The organism is Micromonospora costi, from assembly GCF_003626655.1.
GTDB lineage: Bacteria > Actinomycetota > Actinomycetes > Mycobacteriales > Micromonosporaceae > Micromonospora > Micromonospora costi.
Window position 1 is genome coordinate 198,193 of record NZ_RBAN01000003.1, and the last position, 17,848, is coordinate 216,040.

The window sequence follows — 17,848 nt, forward strand, 5'->3', positions numbered from 1 at the left end:
GGGTCACGTCACGAGCGGGTGCGTCCAGACGCACGCCGACAGGAGGTCGCTGGTGGGTTGGCTCGACCGGGTCGATGACCAGGTTGACGCGCTGACGCAGGCGCGGGCGTTGCAGGAGGCCAGCCGGTCCGCCGAGGCGTACACCGTGCTGGAACGCGTCCTGGCCACCACCACCGATCCCCGCACCCGGGCCGACGCCCTCGTGCAGCGGCTCTCGGCGCTGATCAATCTCGGCCGCACGGCGGAGTTCACCCGGGCCATCGAGGAGGCGTCGGCGGCCGTCCGCGACCTCGCCGAGCCCTACCTCCACGGGCACCTCAACGCGCTGGCCGCGCTCGCCGCCCACCACCAGGGTGCGCTCGACCGGTGCGTCACCCACCTCGTGAAGGCCGCCCGCGCGCTCGGCGCCGTGGAGGACCCGGACCGGGACACCGCCTGGGGCTGGCACGACCTGGCGATGGCCTACTCGTACCTGAGCTTCCACGGCTACGCGCTGGGCGCCATCGAACGCGCCCGGCAGCTCGGCCTGGCCGCCGGGATACCCGAGGAGACGTTCGCGGCGCCCGGCATCCGGCTGCGCAACGCGGTGGCGCTCGACCACAACGGCGACAGCGACGGCTGCCTGCGCGTGCTGCGCGACGTGGCGACCGACCTCGGCCGGTTCCTGCGGGCGGGCCGGGCGAGCCAGCTGCGTCCGAGCAGCCTGGCCGCGTACGGCTACGCCGCCGCCCGCCGGGCCGCGCTCGGCGACCGGCTGGAAACCGACTCCGAGGCCGACCCGGCGCGGCTGCTCGCCCACGGCGGGGACAGCGCCCGGGCGCGGGACATGCGCGACCTCGGTCAGGTCTGCCTGGCAATCGCCGCGGGCCGGCCCATCGAGGCGGTGGCCCGGCTGGACACCGTCCGGGTCTCCAGCGAGACCCTCGGCGCGGCCGAGGGCGCCCGGCTGCGCAGCATCGCGCTGTCCCGGGCCGGCGACCACGCCGCCGCCCACCGGGCCGACCGGCTGGCGTTCCGGCTGGCCGCACAGCGCAACGACCGGCTGCGCGACGTCTACATCGACGGCATCGCGGCGCGGATTGACCACGAGGAGATGCGCCGGGAGGCCGCCCGCTACGAGGGCGAGGCGCTGACCGACCCGCTGACCGGGCTGCCCAACCGGCGCCGGCTGGAGCGCTACATCGCCAGCGTGGTGTCCCGCGGCGAGCCGGTGGTGATCGGTGTCTGCGACCTGGACGGCTTCAAGGCGGTCAACACCCGGCACGGGCACCACTCCGGTGACCTGGTGCTCCAGCGCATCGCCGGGGTGATCAACCGGGTGATGCGCCGGGGCGACTTCGTGGCCCGCTACGGCGGGGACGAGTTCGTGGTGGTGCTGCCCGGAGCGGGCATGGCGGAGGCCGCCGAGGTGGCGCGGCGGATCGGCGCGGCGGTGGCCGGGGAGGACTGGGAGGCGCTGGTACCCGGCACCCCGGTCGGGGTGAGCATCGGCTTCGCGGAGGTCTCCGGCACCGGGGCGACGCTGCGCGACGCGCTCAGCATCGCCTTCGAGGTCGCCGACCGCGAGATGCTCCGCGCGAAGACCCGCCCCCGCGCGTCCTGACCGGCGACCCGCCGTCGCTGGTCGAGGTGACCGTCAGCGGCGGGCGAGTTCGGTGTCGCCCGCCAGGCGGGCGGCCCGGTCGGCCTCGGCCAGGGCGTCCAGCACGCCGTCCAGGTCACCGGCGAGGGCCAGGTCCAGGTTGTACGCGGTGTAGCCGATCCGGTGGTCAGTGATCCGGTTCTGCGGGAAGTTGTACGTGCGGATCCGCTCGGAGCGGTCGACCGTCCGCACCTGCGCCTTGCGCGCGTCGGAGGCCGCGGCGTCCGCCTGCTCCTGGGCCGCGGCCAGCAGCCGGGAGCGCAGGATCCGCATGGCCTGCTCGCGGTTCTGCAACTGCGACTTCTCGTTCTGGCAGGAGACCACGATGCCGGTCGGCACGTGGGTGATCCGGACCGCGGAGTCGGTGGTGTTCACCGACTGCCCGCCCGGGCCCGACGACCGGAAGACGTCGATCCGCAGGTCGTTGGGGTCGATGGTGACGTCGACCTCCTCGGCCTCGGGCAGCACCAGGACGCCGGCCGCGCTGGTGTGGATGCGGCCCTGCGACTCGGTGACCGGGACCCGCTGGACCCGGTGCACGCCGCCCTCCCACTTGAGCCGGGACCAGACGCCGTTGCCGCCCTCGGGCACGCCCTTGGTCTTGATCGCCAGCGAGACGTCCTTCACCCCGCCGAGGTCCGAGTCCTGGGCGTCGATCACCTCGACCAGCCAGCCCCGGCGCTCGGCGTACCTCGTGTACATCCGCAGCAGGTCGCCGGCGAAGAGCGCGGACTCCTCGCCGCCCTCACCGGCCTTGATCTCGACGATCACGTCCTTGGCGTCGTGCGGGTCGCGCGGGATCAGCAGCTCGGCGAGGCGCTCCTCCAGCGCCGGCAGGGACGCCGAGATCGACTCGACCTCCCCGGCGAACGACGGGTCCTCGGCGGCCAGTTCCCGGGCCGCGGCCAGGTCGGCGCGCGCCTGCGCCAGCTCACCGGCCGCCTTGTGCAGCGGCACCAGCTCGGCGTACCGCCGGCCGACGCGACGCGCGGTGGCCTGGTCGGCGTGGATGGCCGGGTCGGCGAGCCGCTTCTCCAGGTCCGCGTACTCGTCGAGGAGGGCGGCCAGGCGCTCGCTGCTCATGCGGGGGATGCTCCTTCGACGGCCGGAGGGACGGGTCCCGCCGGGTCTCGGTGGCACGACCGGCGGGAATACGGACGGCGCCCGCGGCCGGTGGGAAACCGGACGCGGGCGCCGAACGAGGAGTTACTTGGCCTTCTTGGCCTGAACCTTGGCGTACTTCTGCTGGAACTTCGCGACCCGACCGGCGGTGTCGAGAACGCGCTGCTTACCGGTGTAGAACGGGTGGCAGGCGCTGCAGGTCTCGACGTGGATCGCGCCGCCCTTGGCGGTGCTGCGGGTCGTGAAGGTGTTGCCGCAGGAACAGGTGACCTCGGTGGTCACGTACTCCGGGTGGATGTTGGGCTTCATGTCGCCTCGGTCCTCTCGTCGGTGGTCGCCGGGTCGCCGTCACCGCCCACCGCACCCGTGCGGCGGGCTCGGGCGTGAACCGGAACCGGTGGCCGATTGACCAGTGTGCCATGGGCGTGCGCCCAGCCCGTCATCGGGCGGCACACCGGTCCAGGATCGGTAACGCGCACCATCGGGTTGGCATTCCCGCCGGTCGGCGGGGCATTCACGGGAGGCCGCGCGCCCGGCAAGGTACCCCGGACGGGGTACGCGCACGGCCGGCGGCGGCGCCGGGGCGACCGGCGCGGCGACGAGACGGAGGTGAGCGATGCCCCGCCTGATCGCGACCAGGGGCCTGCCGGCCTCGGGGAAGACCACCTTCGCCCGGACGCTCCAGCCGTCCGTGGTCCGGGTCAACCGGGACGACCTGCGCCGGATGCTGCACGGCGAGCGGCTCTTCACCCAGTGGGCCGAGGCGCAGGTGACCACGGCCCAGCGGGCCCAGGTCGAGGCACTGCTGCGCGCCCGGGCCGACGTCTGCGTCGACGACACCAACCTGCGCTCGCGCACGCTGCGGGACTGGGCCGAGCTGGCCGCCCGGTACGGCGCCGACTTCGAGGTGCACGACTTCACCGACGTGCCGCTGGACGAGTGCCTGCGCCGGGACGCCACGCGGCCGGAGGCGGAGCGGGTCGGTGAGGCGGCCATCCGCCGGCTGCACGAGCGCTACCTGGAGGGGCGGGCACTGCCCCTTCCCGTGCCGGAGGCCCGCACCGGGCGTCCCGCGCGGGTGCAGGCGCCCGACACCGGGCCGCCGGAGATCGTCCTCGTCGACATCGACGGCACCGTGGCGCTGAACGTCTCGCGCAGCCCGTACGACATGACCCGGGTCGGCGAGGACCGCCCCAACGAGGCCGTGATCGCCGCCGTGCGGGCCATGCACGCCGCCGGGTACGGGGTCGTCTTCTGCTCCGGGCGCGACGCCTCGGCCCGCGCCGACACGGTGGCGTGGCTGGCCCGGCACGTGCGGGTGCCGTACCTGGCGCTGCACCTGCGCGCGCTCGGCGACTCCCGCAAGGACTCGGTGGTCAAGCAGGAGATCTACGAGCGGGAGATCCGCGACCGCTACCGGGTCGTCGGCGTCTTCGACGACCGGATGCAGGTGGTCCGGATGTGGCGCGCCCTCGGCCTCACCGTCTTCCAGGTGGCCGAGGGCGACTTCTGAGGCCGCGGGCGGTTCGCTGCCCGCCGGACGGGCCCTCGGTCGGCCGGGGGCCCGTCCGTGCGCTCAGGCGGCGGCGCGGGCCGCGGTGGCGATGGTGACCTCGGCGCGTACGCCGTTGACCGTCACCGCGAGCACCACCGACGCGCCGGCTCGCAGCGCGACGAGCCGACCGGTGGCCGGGTCGAACCAGGCCACGTGCCACGGGCGCAGGCCGGTCGCCGCGCCGACGTGCACGCTCGGCGAGGCGGACCAGTCGGCGCTCACCGGCGCGGCGACCGGGACCGTCCGCCCGCCGGGCTGGGTGAGCGTGGCCGTGACGGTCACCGGTGTGCCGAGCGCGACGCCGGCCGGGGCGGTCACCGCGAGGCGGTCGGTGTGCGCGTGGACCTCGGCGTCCACCCAGCGCGGACCCTCGGCCAGCGGGTTCCGCCGCGCCCGGTCGGCCTCGGCCGGGCTGACCGGGTCGACGCCGAACTCCGTCCAGCCGGTGAAGCCGCCCCGGTCCGCGGGCGTCGACGGCGTCTTGCCGGAGTTGCCGTTGATGACGTACGGCACCCCGTCCACCCGCTCGGCGTGGAACGTGCCCACGTGCCCGCCCACGAAGAGCGCGCCCTTGCCGGTGCGGTGCTGGAAGTCCGCGAGCCACTGCTCCAGCAGCGCCGCCTCCTTGCGGTCGCCGAGCTGGCTGGCCTTCGCGGGGCTCGGGTCGCGCGGCGGGTGGTGGTGCAGCACCACGACCGAGCCGACCGACCGGTCGGTGGCCGCCGATTCGAGCGCCTCGCGCAGCATCCGTATCTGGTCGAAGCCGCCACCGCGCAGGGAGCCGGTGGAGGAGTTGAGGGTCACGAAGCGCGTGCCCCGGTGGTCGAAGACCCGCGAGGTGGCGCCGAACACGGCCTGGAAGTTGCTGATCGGCGCGCCCATGATCTCGTGGTTGCCCGGCACGTAGTACCAGGGCAGCTGGTTGCCCAGTTCCTCGTCCAGCACCCGTTTCGCCAGCGCGAAGTCCGCCGGGTACGCGGTGTCGACGAGGTCGCCGTTGATCACCAGGAAGTCCGGCTTCGCGGCTCTGATCTCCCGCAGCGTCCGGCGGGCCTGGGCCACCAGGTCGCTGTCCGGGTCGGCGGCCACGAACTGGGCGTCGGACATCACCGCGAAGCGCCACGGCGCGCCGTCCACCGTGCCGTCGCGCACCACCACGCGGTCCGTACGCGGCTCCTCGGCCGGCGCGTCCACCGACGGCGGCACCTTCGCCACGAGGTCGTCGATGACGATCTCGTTGGTGTACTGCGCCGCCGCGTTGGTCTCCGCCACGTAGAACCGCCGCACCCGCACCGGGTACTGCACGCCGGCCGGCACCGCGAACTCGACGTACTTCCAGCCCGTCCAGGTGATGTACGGCCCGCGCAGCACGTGCTGGGTGTCCTGCGCGTCGTGCAGGTGCAGGCTCGGCCACTCCCCCCGGCCGTTGCCGTAGATCCACATGCCGAACGCCTGCGGCTGGCCGGGCACCTCGATCCACGCGGGCGGGTCGGCGTACGCGGCGCGGGTGCCGGTGGACTGGCTGAAGTCGTACGACATCTTCAGGCCGGTGCCGGTGTGGCCCGGCGCCGGCGCGACCGAGCCGCTCGCCCGTGCCTGGCTGAACTTCCACGCGAACGCGTCCTCGAAGTCGGCCACCGGCTGGTCGGTGAGACCCACGGTGACCGGGACGACGGTGCTCTGGCGTCCCACCCGGACGGTGACCAGTGCGGCGCCGGTGTCGCGCAGCGCGGTCACCGCGAGGTTGCCGTCCTCGGTCGGGGCGATCCGCAGCAGGTCGTGGTCGTACTCCAGCTTCAGGTCGGCGGGCTCCACCGGCGCGGTGTTCCCCTCGCCGTCGTAGCCGACCACGCCGAACAGCGCGGAGCCGTCGCGGCCGGTGAGGCCGACGCGCTCCACGGTGGAGTCGATCCGGGCCAGGGGCCCGAGCACCGTGAGGCCGAGGCTGCCGCTGGCCGCACCCCGCCGCGCGGTGACGTTCGCGGCACCGGGGACCAGGGCGTGGAACACACCGTCGCGGTCCACCCGGCCGTGCACCGCCGGGTCGACCCGCCAGGTCGGCGCGCCGGCCGCCGGGCCGTACGTCTCGTCGTGGCCGGCGGCCGTGAGCCGGCGGCTGAGGCCGGGGAACACCCGGTCGGGGCGTCCGCCGCGGACCGGGGACACGCCGGGCGCGGCCGTCGGGTCGCTCGCGGTGCGCACCCAGTACCCGTGGAGACGGCCGCTGCCCTGCGGCGCGTAGAGGGCGAGGCCGTTGGGGACGGCGCGCTCCGAGCCGTCGGAGGGGCTGTTCTCCACCTGCACGGCCGCGGCCCCGGGCTCGCGGGCGAGCAGCGTCGAGGAGCCGCCCCCGTCGAGGTTGAGCGCCGTGTACGCGCCCAGCTCGGCCATCATGCGGCCCATCTCGGTCTGCGTCACGCCCCGGCTGTCGACCTGGCGCCCGTCCACCGTCATCATGATCATTTTGCGTCCGTCGGCCGTGAAGCCCACCGCGGTGCGCGGGGCCAGCGACGCGTCCGCGATGGCCTGCACCACGCCGTCGCGGACCAGCACGTTGCCGCCGCCGACCGCGGCGTGCAGGGTGCTGCCGTCCGACGGCTTCGGCCGCCAGGTCACGTCGACCGGGTCACCCGGCCGCAGCCCGGCCAGCGCGTCGGCGCCGGCGTCCCGGCCGAGCAGGATCGTGGTGCCGGCGGGGATCGGCCCGCTGCCGGCCGTCGGGCTCACGCCGGTCACCCGGCCGCCGGCCACGGCGACCTCGGTGACGCGGGCCGCGCCCTCCACGGCACGCTGCCGGGTGTACGTCCCCCAGAGCGCCGTGAACGCGCCGATGCCGCCCGCCTCGACCATGTTGTTGAACTGGGTGAGCGTCACCGGGCCAGCGGGCAGCACGGCGCTGCCGTCGAAGTTCACCTCGATCACCCGGCCGATGCCCTCGGTGGTGACCGCCACCGCGTTGCGGTGCCCGCTCACCGCCGACTGGATCAGCTCGCCGTCGCGGATGCCGACGCCCTGGGCGGCACCCGAGTTGTTGATGTCGAAGAAGTCGCCGTTGACCGCAGCGACCGCGCGGGTCCGGTCCGCGGCGGCGCGCAGCGGCTCGGCCCGGCTCACCTCGCCGGAGTTGACATAGTCGACAGTGACGCCGCCGGTGAGGTCGGCAGTGATCGCGTCGGCGCGCAGCCACCCGTCGGCGTCGTACCTGTCGAACGAGGTGAGCTGCACCCCCGGTGCGACCGGCCGGGTGGTCTTCGCGGTCTCCAGGCCGCCGGCCGGCTCGACGCCGCCGGCGCTGGCGCTCCCGGCCGGCCGGACCAGGGCGAAGCTGACCGGCTCGGTGAACCGGGAGGAGGCGGGTGGCGCGTCCTCGGCGAGGGTGTCGGCCCGGTCGGTGGCCGGGCCGGCGGTGGCCCGGTCGGCGGCGGCCGCCGATGTCGGCGCGGCGGTGGCCACGGCCGGGAACGGACCGGCCAGGGTGAGCAGCGGCGTCAGCAGCAGGACGCCGGCGAGGGATCGTCTGCGGGTACGCATGGACGACAGTCAACCCGACAATGAACAGAAGTTTCAATAGGCTACGCCTGAACTGAAAGAAAACTGCATGGGCTGCCGGCTGTGCCTGGCGCCGTTGCCTGACGACGCCCGCCGTTCGGGCTGGTCGGTAATGGTGGCCCACCACGTTCCCGCCGGCCCCACACAATCCCGCCGGCGCCCACGTAACTCCGCCGCCGCCCACATAACGCAGAGCTACCAGACCCGGACCAGCCGGCCCACCCTTCACCTCCTTTGCTCTGCACCCCCATAGGCACCAGGCACGGTCCGTCACCGATGCATATAGGAGTGCAGAGCAAAGGACGACGGGGGCTCGGTCCGGGCTCGAGCCCGACCCACGGGAAACCGCTGGTCAGAGCCGAGAGGCCGGAGCGACCGCGCCCCGGCGGCGGTGAACCTCGCCGAGCCGACCACGGAGAGTGAGAATCCGGCTGGGGGACGCCGATCGCACGGAGAGTGACCACCCGACGCCCCCGCACCTGGGTCGCCGCCCCGGACGAGACGGTCGTCGTGCGGCCGCGGCGCGCCGCGCATGACCGACGCCGCCTCGACGCCGCCTCAAGGCAGGCCGCCAGGCCGCATGGGCCACGCGCACGACGAAGGGCACGGCCGGAACGGCCGTGCCCTTCGTGGATCCTCAACCGGGAGGGGTCACTCCCCCGGCGTCGACTTCGCGATCTGCATGAGGAACTCGATGTTGGTGCGGGACTGCTTGAGGCGGTCCAGCAGCAGGTCGAGCGCCGCCTGCGAGTCCAGCGAGTGCAGGACCTTGCGGAGCTTGTGGATGATGGCCAGCTCCTCCGGCGCGAGCAGGATCTCCTCCTTGCGCGTACCGGACGGGTGGATGTCGATGGCCGGGAAGGTGCGCTTGTCGGCGATCTTCCGGTCCAGCTTCAGCTCCGCGTTACCGGTGCCCTTGAACTCCTCGAAGATGACCGTGTCGGCCATCGAGCCGGTCTCGACCAGCGCGGTGGCGAGAATGGTCAGCGACCCGCCGTTCTCGATGTTGCGGGCCGCGCCGAGGAAGCGCTTCGGCGGGTAGAGCGCCGTGGAGTCGATACCACCCGACATGATCCGGCCGCTGGCCGGCGCCGCCAGGTTGTACGACCGGCCGAGCCGCGTCACGGAGTCGAGCAGCACGACCACGTCGTGCCCCAGCTCGACGAGCCGCTTCGCCCGCTCGATCGCCAGCTCCGCCACCGTCGTGTGGTCCTGCGGCGGACGGTCGAACGTGGCCGCGATGACCTCGCCCTTCACCGAACGCTGCATGTCGGTGACCTCTTCGGGCCGCTCGTCCACCAGCACCACCATCAGGTGGCACTCCGGGTTGTTGTGGGTGATCGCGTTGGCGATCGCCTGCAGCACCATCGTCTTACCCGCCTTCGGCGGGGACACGATGAGCGCCCGCTGACCCTTGCCGATCGGCATCACCAGGTCGATGACGCGCGTCGTCAGGATGTGCGGCTCAGTCTCCAGCCGCAGCCGCTCCTGCGGGTACAGCGGAGTCAGCTTGTAGAACTCCGGCCGGCGACGGGCCTCCTCCGGCTCCATGCCGTTGATGGTGTCGAGACGCACCAGCGGGTTGTACTTGTCCCGCCGCTGCTCGCCGTCGCGGGCGGCGCGGACCGCACCGGTGATGGCGTCACCGCGGCGCAGGCCGTACTTCTTGATCTGGGACATCGACACGTACACGTCGTTCGGGCCGGCCAGGTAGCCGGTGGTCCGCACGAAGGCGTAGTTGTCGAGGACGTCGATGATGCCGGCCACCGGGACGAGCACGTCGTCCTCGCCGACCTGCGGCTCGCGGCCGCCCTCGCCGCCCTCGGCGCGCTCGCCCCGACCGCGGCGGCGGTCCCGGAAGCGGCTGCGCCGGCCGCGCCGGCCGCCGCCCTCGCCGTCCTCGTCGCCGTCGTTGTCGCGCTCGGCGCGCTGGCCCCGGTCGTTGCGGTCGCCGCGGTCGTTGCGCTCGTTACGGTCGCCACGCTCGGCCCGCTCACCACGCTCGTTGCGGTCGCCACGCTCGGCCCGCTCACCGCGCTCGGCCCGCTCACCACGGTCGCCGCGCTCGGCCCGCTCACCACGCTCGGCCCGCTCACCACGGTCGCCACGCTCGTTGCGGTCGCCGCGCTCGGCCCGCTCACCGCGCTCGGCCCGCTCACCGCGCTCGGCCCGCTCGTTGCGGTCGCGCCCACCGCGGCCCTCGCCCCGGTCGGTACGCTCGCCGGCCTCGGCCTCCTCCGTACGCGCCTCGGCGGCCCGCGCCTCCGCGGCCGCGCCGCCCCGACGCCGGGACCGGCCACGGCCCTCGGTCTCGGCCGGGGCCGCCTCGGCCGCCGGCTGCTCGGCGGTGCGCCGATCGGCCTCCGGCCGCTCGGTGGTCTCCCGCACCTCGGCGTGCACCTCTTCACGGGCGGGAGCCGCCGCGGCCGCGACCTCGGCCCGCGGTCGAGGGGTCCCGGCGGCGGCGCCGCCCTGCCGCTCGGAGATCGCGGCGATCAGCTCGCCCTTACGCATGCGAGCCGTGCCGGAGATGCCGAGCGACGCGGCCAGGCTCTGGAGCTCTGGCAGCAGCATCGCCGACAGACCCGTGCCGCTACGCCGACGACGGGCGGGGGCGGCGGTGGTGGCTTCGCCAGCGACGTTGGAAACATCCGACGTCACGTCGGTGGTGTCGCTCAATGGATTCCTTCCCTCGATAGGCCGGGACTGCCCGGAGTCGACAAGCAGGTGGCCGGGCGGCCTCGGTGCACCCGCCTCGCATGAACGCGTCGCGGGAGTCTGTGACACAGCAGCCGGTCGGTTTCCCGACTCACCAGCATCGGTGAGCAGGTCTCGCCGTCTGCGGCGACCTGTGGAAACTGCGGTGCGGCGTGGGCCTTGGCAGGGGTGACGGGCTGACCGCCGAGAGCTTCGGGGGTGCGCCGACCCGCAGGAGATCGCATGCTTCGCGGCTGTGCTAAGTCTAGAGCGTAATCAACTCTTCCGACCTGCGGCAACAGGGTCCCGCTCGGCGTGTCCAAGTCTACCCCGGGCGACCCGGGCGCCGCTGACATCTATCGGCAACCGCCAGACCTGCCAGTCTGTTCCCGGGTCGAAGCCCTCGGGCGGGTCGCTGAGCGCCAGGACAGTCGGACCCGCCCCACTGACCACAGCCGCCACACCCGCCGCACGCAACGCGCTGACCAGGGCAGCCGTGCCCGGCATGCCGGCCGCCCGGTAATCCTGGTGGAGACGGTCGACGGTGGCGGGGAACAGCAGCGCCGGGTCGACCGTGAGCGCGTGCACGAGCAGGGCGGCCCGGCCCGCCGTCAAGGCCGCGTCGCCATGCGGCACGGTGGCTGGCAGCGCCGCCCGGGCGGCCGCCGTGAGCCCGCGCTCCGTCGGCACGAAGACCGTGGGCCGAACCCCGTCGGCGACCCGGCGGGTGACGGCGCGGGCCCCGGCCGGCTCGGTCCACGCGAGGGTGAAGCCACCGAGCAGGCACGGCGCCACGTTGTCGGGATGACCCTCCAGCTCGGCGGCGAGCCGGAGGACGGCGGCGTCGTCGAGGCGGCTGTCGCCGTCGGCCACCAGGGCCCGCGCCAGCAGCAGACCGGCGACGATCGCGGCGGACGAGGAGCCCAGCCCCCGGGCCTGCGGGATGCGGTTGACGCACTCCACGACGAGCCCCGACGGCTCCCCGCCCAGGCGCCCGAAGGCGGCGCGCATGGCCCGGACCACGAGATGCCGGTCGTCGCCGGGCAGCTCACCCGCGCCCTCACCGGTGACCGTGACCCGCACGCCGGCCGGGGCGATCTCGGCCGCGACGTCGTCGTGCAGCCCGAGGGCGAGCCCCAGCGCGTCGAATCCCGGCCCCAGGTTGGCACTGGTGGCGGGCACCCGGACCCGGACCGGCCCGGCGGTGAAGTTCGTCGGCACGGGCTCATGCTAGGGCGGGGGTCCGACGATCCCCGCCACCGGCCCGACCGGTGGGACCGCTACCGGGCCGCGCCGGGCGCCGGCTCGGGTACCGGGTCGACGAGGGAGAGCCGCCGGGTCGCGATCCGCCACCCGACCGCGTACACGAGGGTGACCAGACCGCAGCCGGCCAGCACCACCCGCTCGTCCACCACGTCCACCACGGCGGCGACCGCGAGCTGGCTGACCGAGATCGCGAGCGTCGCCAGCATCATGTCGGTGGCGAACACACGGCCCCGCAAGCGGTCCGGCACCTCGCCCTGAAGGGCGAAGTTCGACATCACCCAGTTGCTGCCGCCCGCGAAGTGGGCCACGAAGACCAGCAGCAGCACGAGCGGGAACCAACGCACCACCGACGTGCCCACGTAGGCCAGCCCGTACAGCGACATCGACAGCGCGAGGCCCGGCAGCAGCCACGACCGGTTGGTGAGGACCCGGCGCATCAGGATCGGCCCGACCAGGGCTCCCGCGCCGCGCACCGCGAAGAGCAGGCCGGCGCCGGCCGGCCCGGCGCCGTACACCCCGGCCAGCAGCGGGAAGACGGTCAGCACGCCGTTGCCGAGGCCCACCGCGGACTTCACGGTGACCAGCGCCAGCACCCGCGGCCGGTGCCCGATGTAGCTCAGCGCCTCGCCCACCGCCGCCCAGGCGCGCTGCGGTGGCGCGTCGGCGTCCCGGGGCGCCTGCAACGGCCGGCGGATCGTCGCGGCGAGGCCCGCGGCGAGCGCGAGGCCGACGGCGGCGATCCAGAAGCAGGCGTACGGCCCGACCCGGTCGCTCAGCACACCGCCGAGCGAGGCGCCGACCACCGTCATGGTGCCCCAGGCCGAGCCGGCGATGGCGTTGCCGGCGGCCAGTTCCTCCGGGTCGAGCACGTTGGGCAGGGCGGCCTGGGCGGCCGGCGAGTAGAAGCCCTTCGCGACCGCGATCACGCCGATCGCCAGCATGGCCAGCCAGGCCGTGCCGGCGCTGCGTACGGCGAGCAGGAGCAGCACCCCGGCGAGCGCGGCCACGTTCGCGATCATCATGATCCGGCGTCGGTCGAACCGGTCCGCGATGGTGCCGGTGAACGGCAGCAGCAGCGCCACGACACCCGTGTCCACGGCCAGCACCAGCGCTCCCCACACGCCGCTGCCGGTGAGTTTCGGCAGCAGCACGAGGAGCGGGACCATGACGAACCAGTCGGCCCCGAAGACCACCAGCTCGGCCAGGAAGAGGTTGCGGAAGTTCCGGTTGCGGGTGAGCACGGACAGGGTGGACGCCACGGAGCAGGACCCTACCCCGCGGGCCCGGACGGCCTCCGAAACGGCGTACGCCCCCGACGGGCTCCGAGCCGGTCGGGGGCGTACGCGTCAGGCCGTGCCTACTCGGTGGGCGGCAGCGGCGAGGTGCGGCTCTTCGGCAGGCGGAGCACCTCGAACTGGTCCGTACCGTCGACCAGCGCGGCCGACGGGGCGGGCCGTGGGGCCGCGGAGCGCTCCGCCGGGCGGTCGCCGCCCGCCCGGGCGCCGCTCAGCGCCGGCTCGGGCTCGGGCTCGGGCGACGGCCCGGTCGGCTCCGCCGCACCGGCGGGCGCGTCGCCCCCGCGCCGGCGGCGGCGGCGCTCCCGCATCGACTCCTTGGTGTGCTCGACCATGGCGTAGAGGGTCGGCACCAGGATCAGCGTGAGCAGCGTGGAGCTCAGCAGGCCACCGATCACCACGACCGCGAGCGGCTGCGAGATGAAGCCGCCCTCGCCGGTGAGCCCGAACGCCATCGGCAGCAGCGCGAAGATCGTCGCGACCGCGGTCATCAGGATCGGACGCAGCCGGTGGCGTCCGCCCTCGACCACCGCCTCGCGGACGCCCAGACCCTGTGCCCGGTACTGGTTGATCAGGTCGAGCAGCACGATCGCGTTGGTGACCACGATGCCGACCAGCATGAGCACGCCGATGAGCGCCGGCACGCCCAGCGGGGTCCCGGTGATCAGCAGCAGGCCGATGGCGCCGGTCGCCGCGAACGGAATGGAGACGAGCAGGATCAGGGCCTGGGTCAGGCTGCGGAAGGTGGCCACCATGATCAGGAAGACGATCGCGATCGCCACGAGCACCGCCAGGCCGAGGTCGCCGAAGGCGTCCTCCTGCTCGGCGCTGACGCCGCCCACGGCGAACGTCGCCCCCGGCACGTCGATCGCGTCCAGCCGCTCACGCAGCGCCTGGGTGGTGGCGCCGAGGTTCGAGCCGGTGACCGTACCGCTCACCGTCACGCTGCGCTCGCCGTCGATGCGGCTCACCTGCTGCGGCCCCTCGGCCCGCTCGACCGTGGCGATGTCGCCCAGCTTCACGGGCCCCACCGGCAACGCGCGCAGCTCCTCGACGCCGGCCGGCGGCTTCGCGGCCAGGCGCAGCACCACGTCCTGCTGCGTGCCGTCGAGCGTGACCTGGCCAAGCGGGGCGCCCCGGAACGCCTGGGCCACGAGCTGGCCGACGGCGGCCTCGGTGAAACCGGCCTGGCCGGCCTTCACCCGGTCCACGGTCACGTCGACCCGCGGCACCCGGTCGGCGAGGCTGGTCGTCACGTCCTCGACGTCCGGCGTACCGGCCACCGCCTCCTCCGCGGCGTCCGCGGCGCGGGCCAGCACCTCCGGGTCGGCGGCCTGGACGACCACCTCGAGCTGGCTCGCCGAGGCGTCCTGGCCGCCGCCGAAGGTGAACTCGCCGGCGTCGGGGCCGAGCGCGTCGAACTCCTTGCGCAGCACCTCGCGCATCTGCTTGGCATCGGTCTCGCCGTCGAGCGCCAGCGACCAGGAGGCGACGTTGTTACGACCGCCGCCCAGGAACGCCATGTCGCTCCCGCCGGCCGACACCTGGTACGTCTCGACGCCGTCGGTCCGCTCCAGCACAGCCTCGACCTCGCGAGCCGCCGCGTCAGTCGCCGCCAGCGCGGTGCCGGCGGGAAGCTCCTGCCGGATGCTCAGCGTGTCCTGCCCCGAGTCGTCGAGGAAGTTCGTCTGGAGCTGGCTGGCCAGCCCGAACGTGGCGAAGAGCACCAGCACGCCCAGCCCCAGGGTGATCCAGCGGGTGCGGCGGGTGCGGGTGGCGAACCCGATCACCGGCAGGTACGTCCGCTGCAGCGGGCTGCGCAGCTCCTTCTCCTCCGCGGCCCGGCGCACGGCCTCGTCGTCCGGCGTCCCGCCGGACGGCTTGAGGAACCAGTACGCGAGCACCGGGATCACGGTGAGCGCGACCAGCAGCGAGGCCAGCAGTGCGACCGTCACCGTGATGGCGAACGGCGCGAAGAGCTGCCCGACGAAGCCGCCGACCAGCGCGATGGGCGCGAACACGGCGACCGTGGTGAGGGTGGACGCGGTCACCGCGCCGGCCACCTCGCGGACGCCCGCGACGATCGCGTCGCGCTTGGCCTCGCCGTACTCCAGATGTCGTTTGATGTTCTCCAGTACGACGATCGAGTCGTCGACCACCCGGCCGACCGCGATGGTCAGGGCGCCCAGGGTGAGCAGATTGAGCGAGTAGTCGCCGATCCACAGCGCGATGAGCGCGACGAGCACGGACAGCGGGATGGAGACCGCGGTGACCAGCGTCGAGCGCACCGACAGCAGGAACACGAGGATGACGATGACGGCCATGACGAGGCCCAGCAGGCCCTCGGTGGTCAGGCTCTCGATCGACTTCTCCACGAACGGCGCCTGGTCGAAGACCACGGTCAGGTCGGCGCCGGACGCGTCCCGGAGCCCGTCGAGCCGGTCCCGGATCTCGTGGGAGATCTCCACCGCGTTGCCGTCGGGCGCGGCGGTGACGGCGATGCCCAGGCTGTCCGCGCCGTTGGTCCGCGTGATGGCGGTGGCCGGCGCGAGCGTCTGCTCGACGGTCGCCACGTCGCCGAGGCGGACCGGCCGCGGCCCGGGCGCCACGACGATGCCCCGCAGGTCCTCCAGCGTGGTGACCGGGGTGCCGACCTGCACCGGCAGCGCCTGGCTGCCGTCGGTCACCGTGCCCGCCGGCACGGCCACGCCGTTGCTCTTCAGAGCCGCCCCGATCGCGGTGGGCTGGAGCTTCGCGGCGGCCAGCTTCGCGAGGTTCGGGGTGACGACGACGACGTCGTCGCGCGTACCGGTGAGTTCGACGGCGCGGACGCCCTCGATCGACTCCAGGTCCGGCAGCACGCCGGCGCGCAGCTTGTCGGCGAGGGCGCGCTCGTCCCCGCCGCCGCTGGCGGCGATCACCACGGCCGGCAGGTCGTCGGTGCTGCCCGCGATCACCTGCGGGTCCACGCCCTCCGGCAGCTGGGCGTCGATCCGGTTGAGCGCCGTCTGCATCTTGTTGACGACGTCGTCGAGGTCGGTGCCGAACTCGTACTGCACCTGGACGGTGGCCATACCCTCACGGGAGGTCGAGGTGACCTTCTCCAGCCCCGGGATGCCCTGGAGGCTGTTCTCGATCGGCTCGACGACCTGCGACTCGACGATCTCCGGCGCCGCACCGGGGTACGGGGCCATGACGAACGCGGCCGGGAACTCCAGCGACGGCAGCAGCTGCTGCTTCAGCGACGGCACGGCGAACACTCCGAACACCGTGGTCACCACCGCGATGAGGGCGATCAGCCCTCGGTTGGCGAGACTGAATCTGGCGAGCAGCGACATCGACCTGACCCACTCCTAGGGACGTCTGCGGGGCACGCAAAGTGTGCCCGACGCGATCCAACCTCCCCGAGCCGGGTACGCGGCGGTCCCGGCGACGGGACCCGTATGCCACCCGACCTCGCGTTGATCATGAAGTTGTTGTCACGACACGCCGCGACGAACGGCGATAACTTCATGATCAACGCCGCGGCGGCCCGGAGGGCGCGGGTGGGTCAGGCCAGATCCAGCGAGCGGGCGGCGGCCAGCGGGTCGTTGGCGATGGTGATCGGGGCCGGTGCCGTGGAGATGGCCCACTCCGGGTCCTTGAGGCCGTGCCCGGTCACCGTGCAGACCACGGTGGCGCCCGGTGGGATCCGGCCCGCCGCCCCCTGCTGGAGCAGCCCGGCCACGCTGGCCGCGCTGCCCAGCTCCACGAAGACGCCGACCTCCCGGGCCAGCAGCCGGTACGCCGAGAGGATCTCCCGGTCGGTCACCGCCGCGATCAGGCCGCCGGACGCCTCGCGGGCGTCGATGGCCCGCGTCCAGCTGGCCGGGTTCCCGATCCGGATGGCGGTGGCGATCGTCGACGGCTCGCGGACCACCTCGCCGCTCACCAGCGGCGCCGCCCCGGACGCCTGGAAGCCGTACATCTTGGGGGCGCGCGTGGCGCGGCCGTCGGCCAGCTCCTCGGCGTAGCCCATCCAGTAGGCCGAGATGTTGCCGGCGTTGCCGACCGGCAGGCAGTGGATGTCCGGCGCGTCGCCGAGCGCCTCCACGATCTCGAACGCCGCGGTCTTCTGGCCGTGCAGCCGGTCGATGTTGACCGAGTTGACGAGCGCCACCGGGTAGTCCTGCGCGAGCTTGGCGGCCAGCGACAGGCAGTCGTCGAAGTTGCCCTGCACCTGGAGCAACCGCGCGCCGTGCACCAGCGCCTGCGCCAGCTTGCCCAGCGCGATCTTGCCCTGCGGCACGAGCACCGCGCAGGTCAGGCCGGCGCGCGCCGCGTACGCGGCCGCCGAGGCGCTGGTGTTGCCCGTGGAGGCGCAGATGATCGCCTTGTTCCCCGCCTCGACCGCCTTGGACACCGCGAGCGTCATGCCGCGGTCCTTGAACGAGCCGGTCGGGTTGGCGCCCTCGACCTTGAGGTGGACGTCGCAACCGAGCCGCGCGGAGAGCACCGGCGCGGGCAGCAGCGGGGTGTTCCCCTCGTGCAGCGTCACGACGGGCGTGGCGTCGGTGACCGGCAGCCGGTCCCGGTACGCCTCGATCAGGCCCCGCCACATGTCGCTCTCCTCGCCTCTACGGCCCCGCCGAACGGGGGCGCCTCCAGGGTGGACCAGCGTGCCCGACCTGCCCGGACCACGCCCCCGGATACCCACCTGGCGGGACGCCCCGCGCCGCCCAC

The 17,848-nt window shown here is 73.9% G+C and carries 10 protein-coding genes; 2 read left to right on the forward strand and 8 right to left on the reverse strand.

The window, feature by feature from the left end; all coding sequences use genetic code 11:
• Nucleotides 1-52: 52 nt before the first annotated feature.
• The gene (locus D7193_RS17470) at nt 53-1,603 is read left to right on the forward strand and encodes a GGDEF domain-containing protein (RefSeq protein ID WP_120780595.1); all 1,551 of its coding nucleotides are present in this window, start codon (nt 53-55) and stop codon (nt 1,601-1,603) included.
• Nucleotides 1,604-1,636: 33 nt separating this feature from the next.
• Here D7193_RS17470 and prfA read toward each other — a convergent pair whose 3' ends face one another.
• Nucleotides 1,637-2,725 carry a peptide chain release factor 1 gene (gene prfA / locus D7193_RS17475; protein ID WP_120780596.1) on the reverse strand — a complete coding sequence of 363 codons (1,089 nt, stop codon included), beginning with the start codon at nt 2,723-2,725 and terminating at the stop codon, nt 1,637-1,639.
• A gap of 123 nt (nt 2,726-2,848) precedes the next feature.
• Nucleotides 2,849-3,073 carry a 50S ribosomal protein L31 gene (rpmE, locus tag D7193_RS17480; RefSeq protein WP_120780597.1) on the reverse strand — a complete coding sequence of 75 codons (225 nt, stop codon included), beginning with the start codon at nt 3,071-3,073 and terminating at the stop codon, nt 2,849-2,851.
• Nucleotides 3,074-3,380: 307 nt separating this feature from the next.
• Here rpmE and D7193_RS17485 point away from each other — a divergent pair, with 307 nt between their 5' ends.
• Nucleotides 3,381-4,277, forward strand: a complete 897-nt coding sequence (locus tag D7193_RS17485) for a phosphatase domain-containing protein (protein ID WP_120780598.1) — start codon at nt 3,381-3,383, stop codon at nt 4,275-4,277.
• A gap of 63 nt (nt 4,278-4,340) precedes the next feature.
• Here the strand turns inward: D7193_RS17485 and D7193_RS17490 are convergent, their stop codons facing one another.
• The 6 genes from D7193_RS17490 to thrC form a co-directional block, all read right to left on the reverse strand.
• Nucleotides 4,341-7,850, reverse strand: coding sequence for a phosphodiester glycosidase family protein (locus D7193_RS17490; protein WP_120780599.1), 3,510 nt, complete (start codon nt 7,848-7,850; stop codon nt 4,341-4,343).
• 669 nt (nt 7,851-8,519) lie between these two features.
• Nucleotides 8,520-10,547 (reverse strand): transcription termination factor Rho, encoded by a 2,028-nt coding sequence (gene rho, locus D7193_RS17495; RefSeq protein ID WP_120780600.1) that lies wholly within the window; start codon nt 10,545-10,547, stop codon nt 8,520-8,522.
• A 294-nt stretch (nt 10,548-10,841) separates the two neighbouring features.
• Nucleotides 10,842-11,786 carry a homoserine kinase gene (gene thrB / locus D7193_RS17500; RefSeq protein WP_120780601.1) on the reverse strand — a complete coding sequence of 315 codons (945 nt, stop codon included), beginning with the start codon at nt 11,784-11,786 and terminating at the stop codon, nt 10,842-10,844.
• Nucleotides 11,787-11,845: 59 nt separating this feature from the next.
• Nucleotides 11,846-13,090 carry an MFS transporter gene (locus D7193_RS17505; protein WP_120780602.1) on the reverse strand — a complete coding sequence of 415 codons (1,245 nt, stop codon included), beginning with the start codon at nt 13,088-13,090 and terminating at the stop codon, nt 11,846-11,848.
• A gap of 98 nt (nt 13,091-13,188) precedes the next feature.
• Nucleotides 13,189-16,464 (reverse strand): efflux RND transporter permease subunit, encoded by a 3,276-nt coding sequence (locus tag D7193_RS17510; protein WP_120780603.1) that lies wholly within the window; start codon nt 16,462-16,464, stop codon nt 13,189-13,191.
• Nucleotides 16,465-16,676: 212 nt separating this feature from the next.
• The gene (gene thrC, locus D7193_RS17515) at nt 16,677-17,726 is read right to left on the reverse strand and encodes a threonine synthase (protein WP_120780604.1); all 1,050 of its coding nucleotides are present in this window, start codon (nt 17,724-17,726) and stop codon (nt 16,677-16,679) included.
• Nucleotides 17,727-17,848 lie beyond the last annotated feature (122 nt).

What these genes read in the sequence shown, in the direction of transcription:
- prfA (WP_120780596.1), bottom strand. Translation starts at nt 2,725, where the DNA reads ATGAGCAGCGAGCGCCTGGCCGCCCTCCTCGACGAGTACGCGGACCTG.
- rpmE (WP_120780597.1), bottom strand. Translation starts at nt 3,073, where the DNA reads ATGAAGCCCAACATCCACCCGGAGTACGTGACCACCGAGGTCACCTGT.
- D7193_RS17485 (WP_120780598.1), top strand. Translation starts at nt 3,381, where the DNA reads ATGCCCCGCCTGATCGCGACCAGGGGCCTGCCGGCCTCGGGGAAGACC.
- D7193_RS17490 (WP_120780599.1), bottom strand. Translation starts at nt 7,850, where the DNA reads ATGCGTACCCGCAGACGATCCCTCGCCGGCGTCCTGCTGCTGACGCCG.
- D7193_RS17510 (WP_120780603.1), bottom strand. Translation starts at nt 16,464, where the DNA reads ATGTCGCTGCTCGCCAGATTCAGTCTCGCCAACCGAGGGCTGATCGCC.
- thrC (WP_120780604.1), bottom strand. Translation starts at nt 17,726, where the DNA reads ATGTGGCGGGGCCTGATCGAGGCGTACCGGGACCGGCTGCCGGTCACC.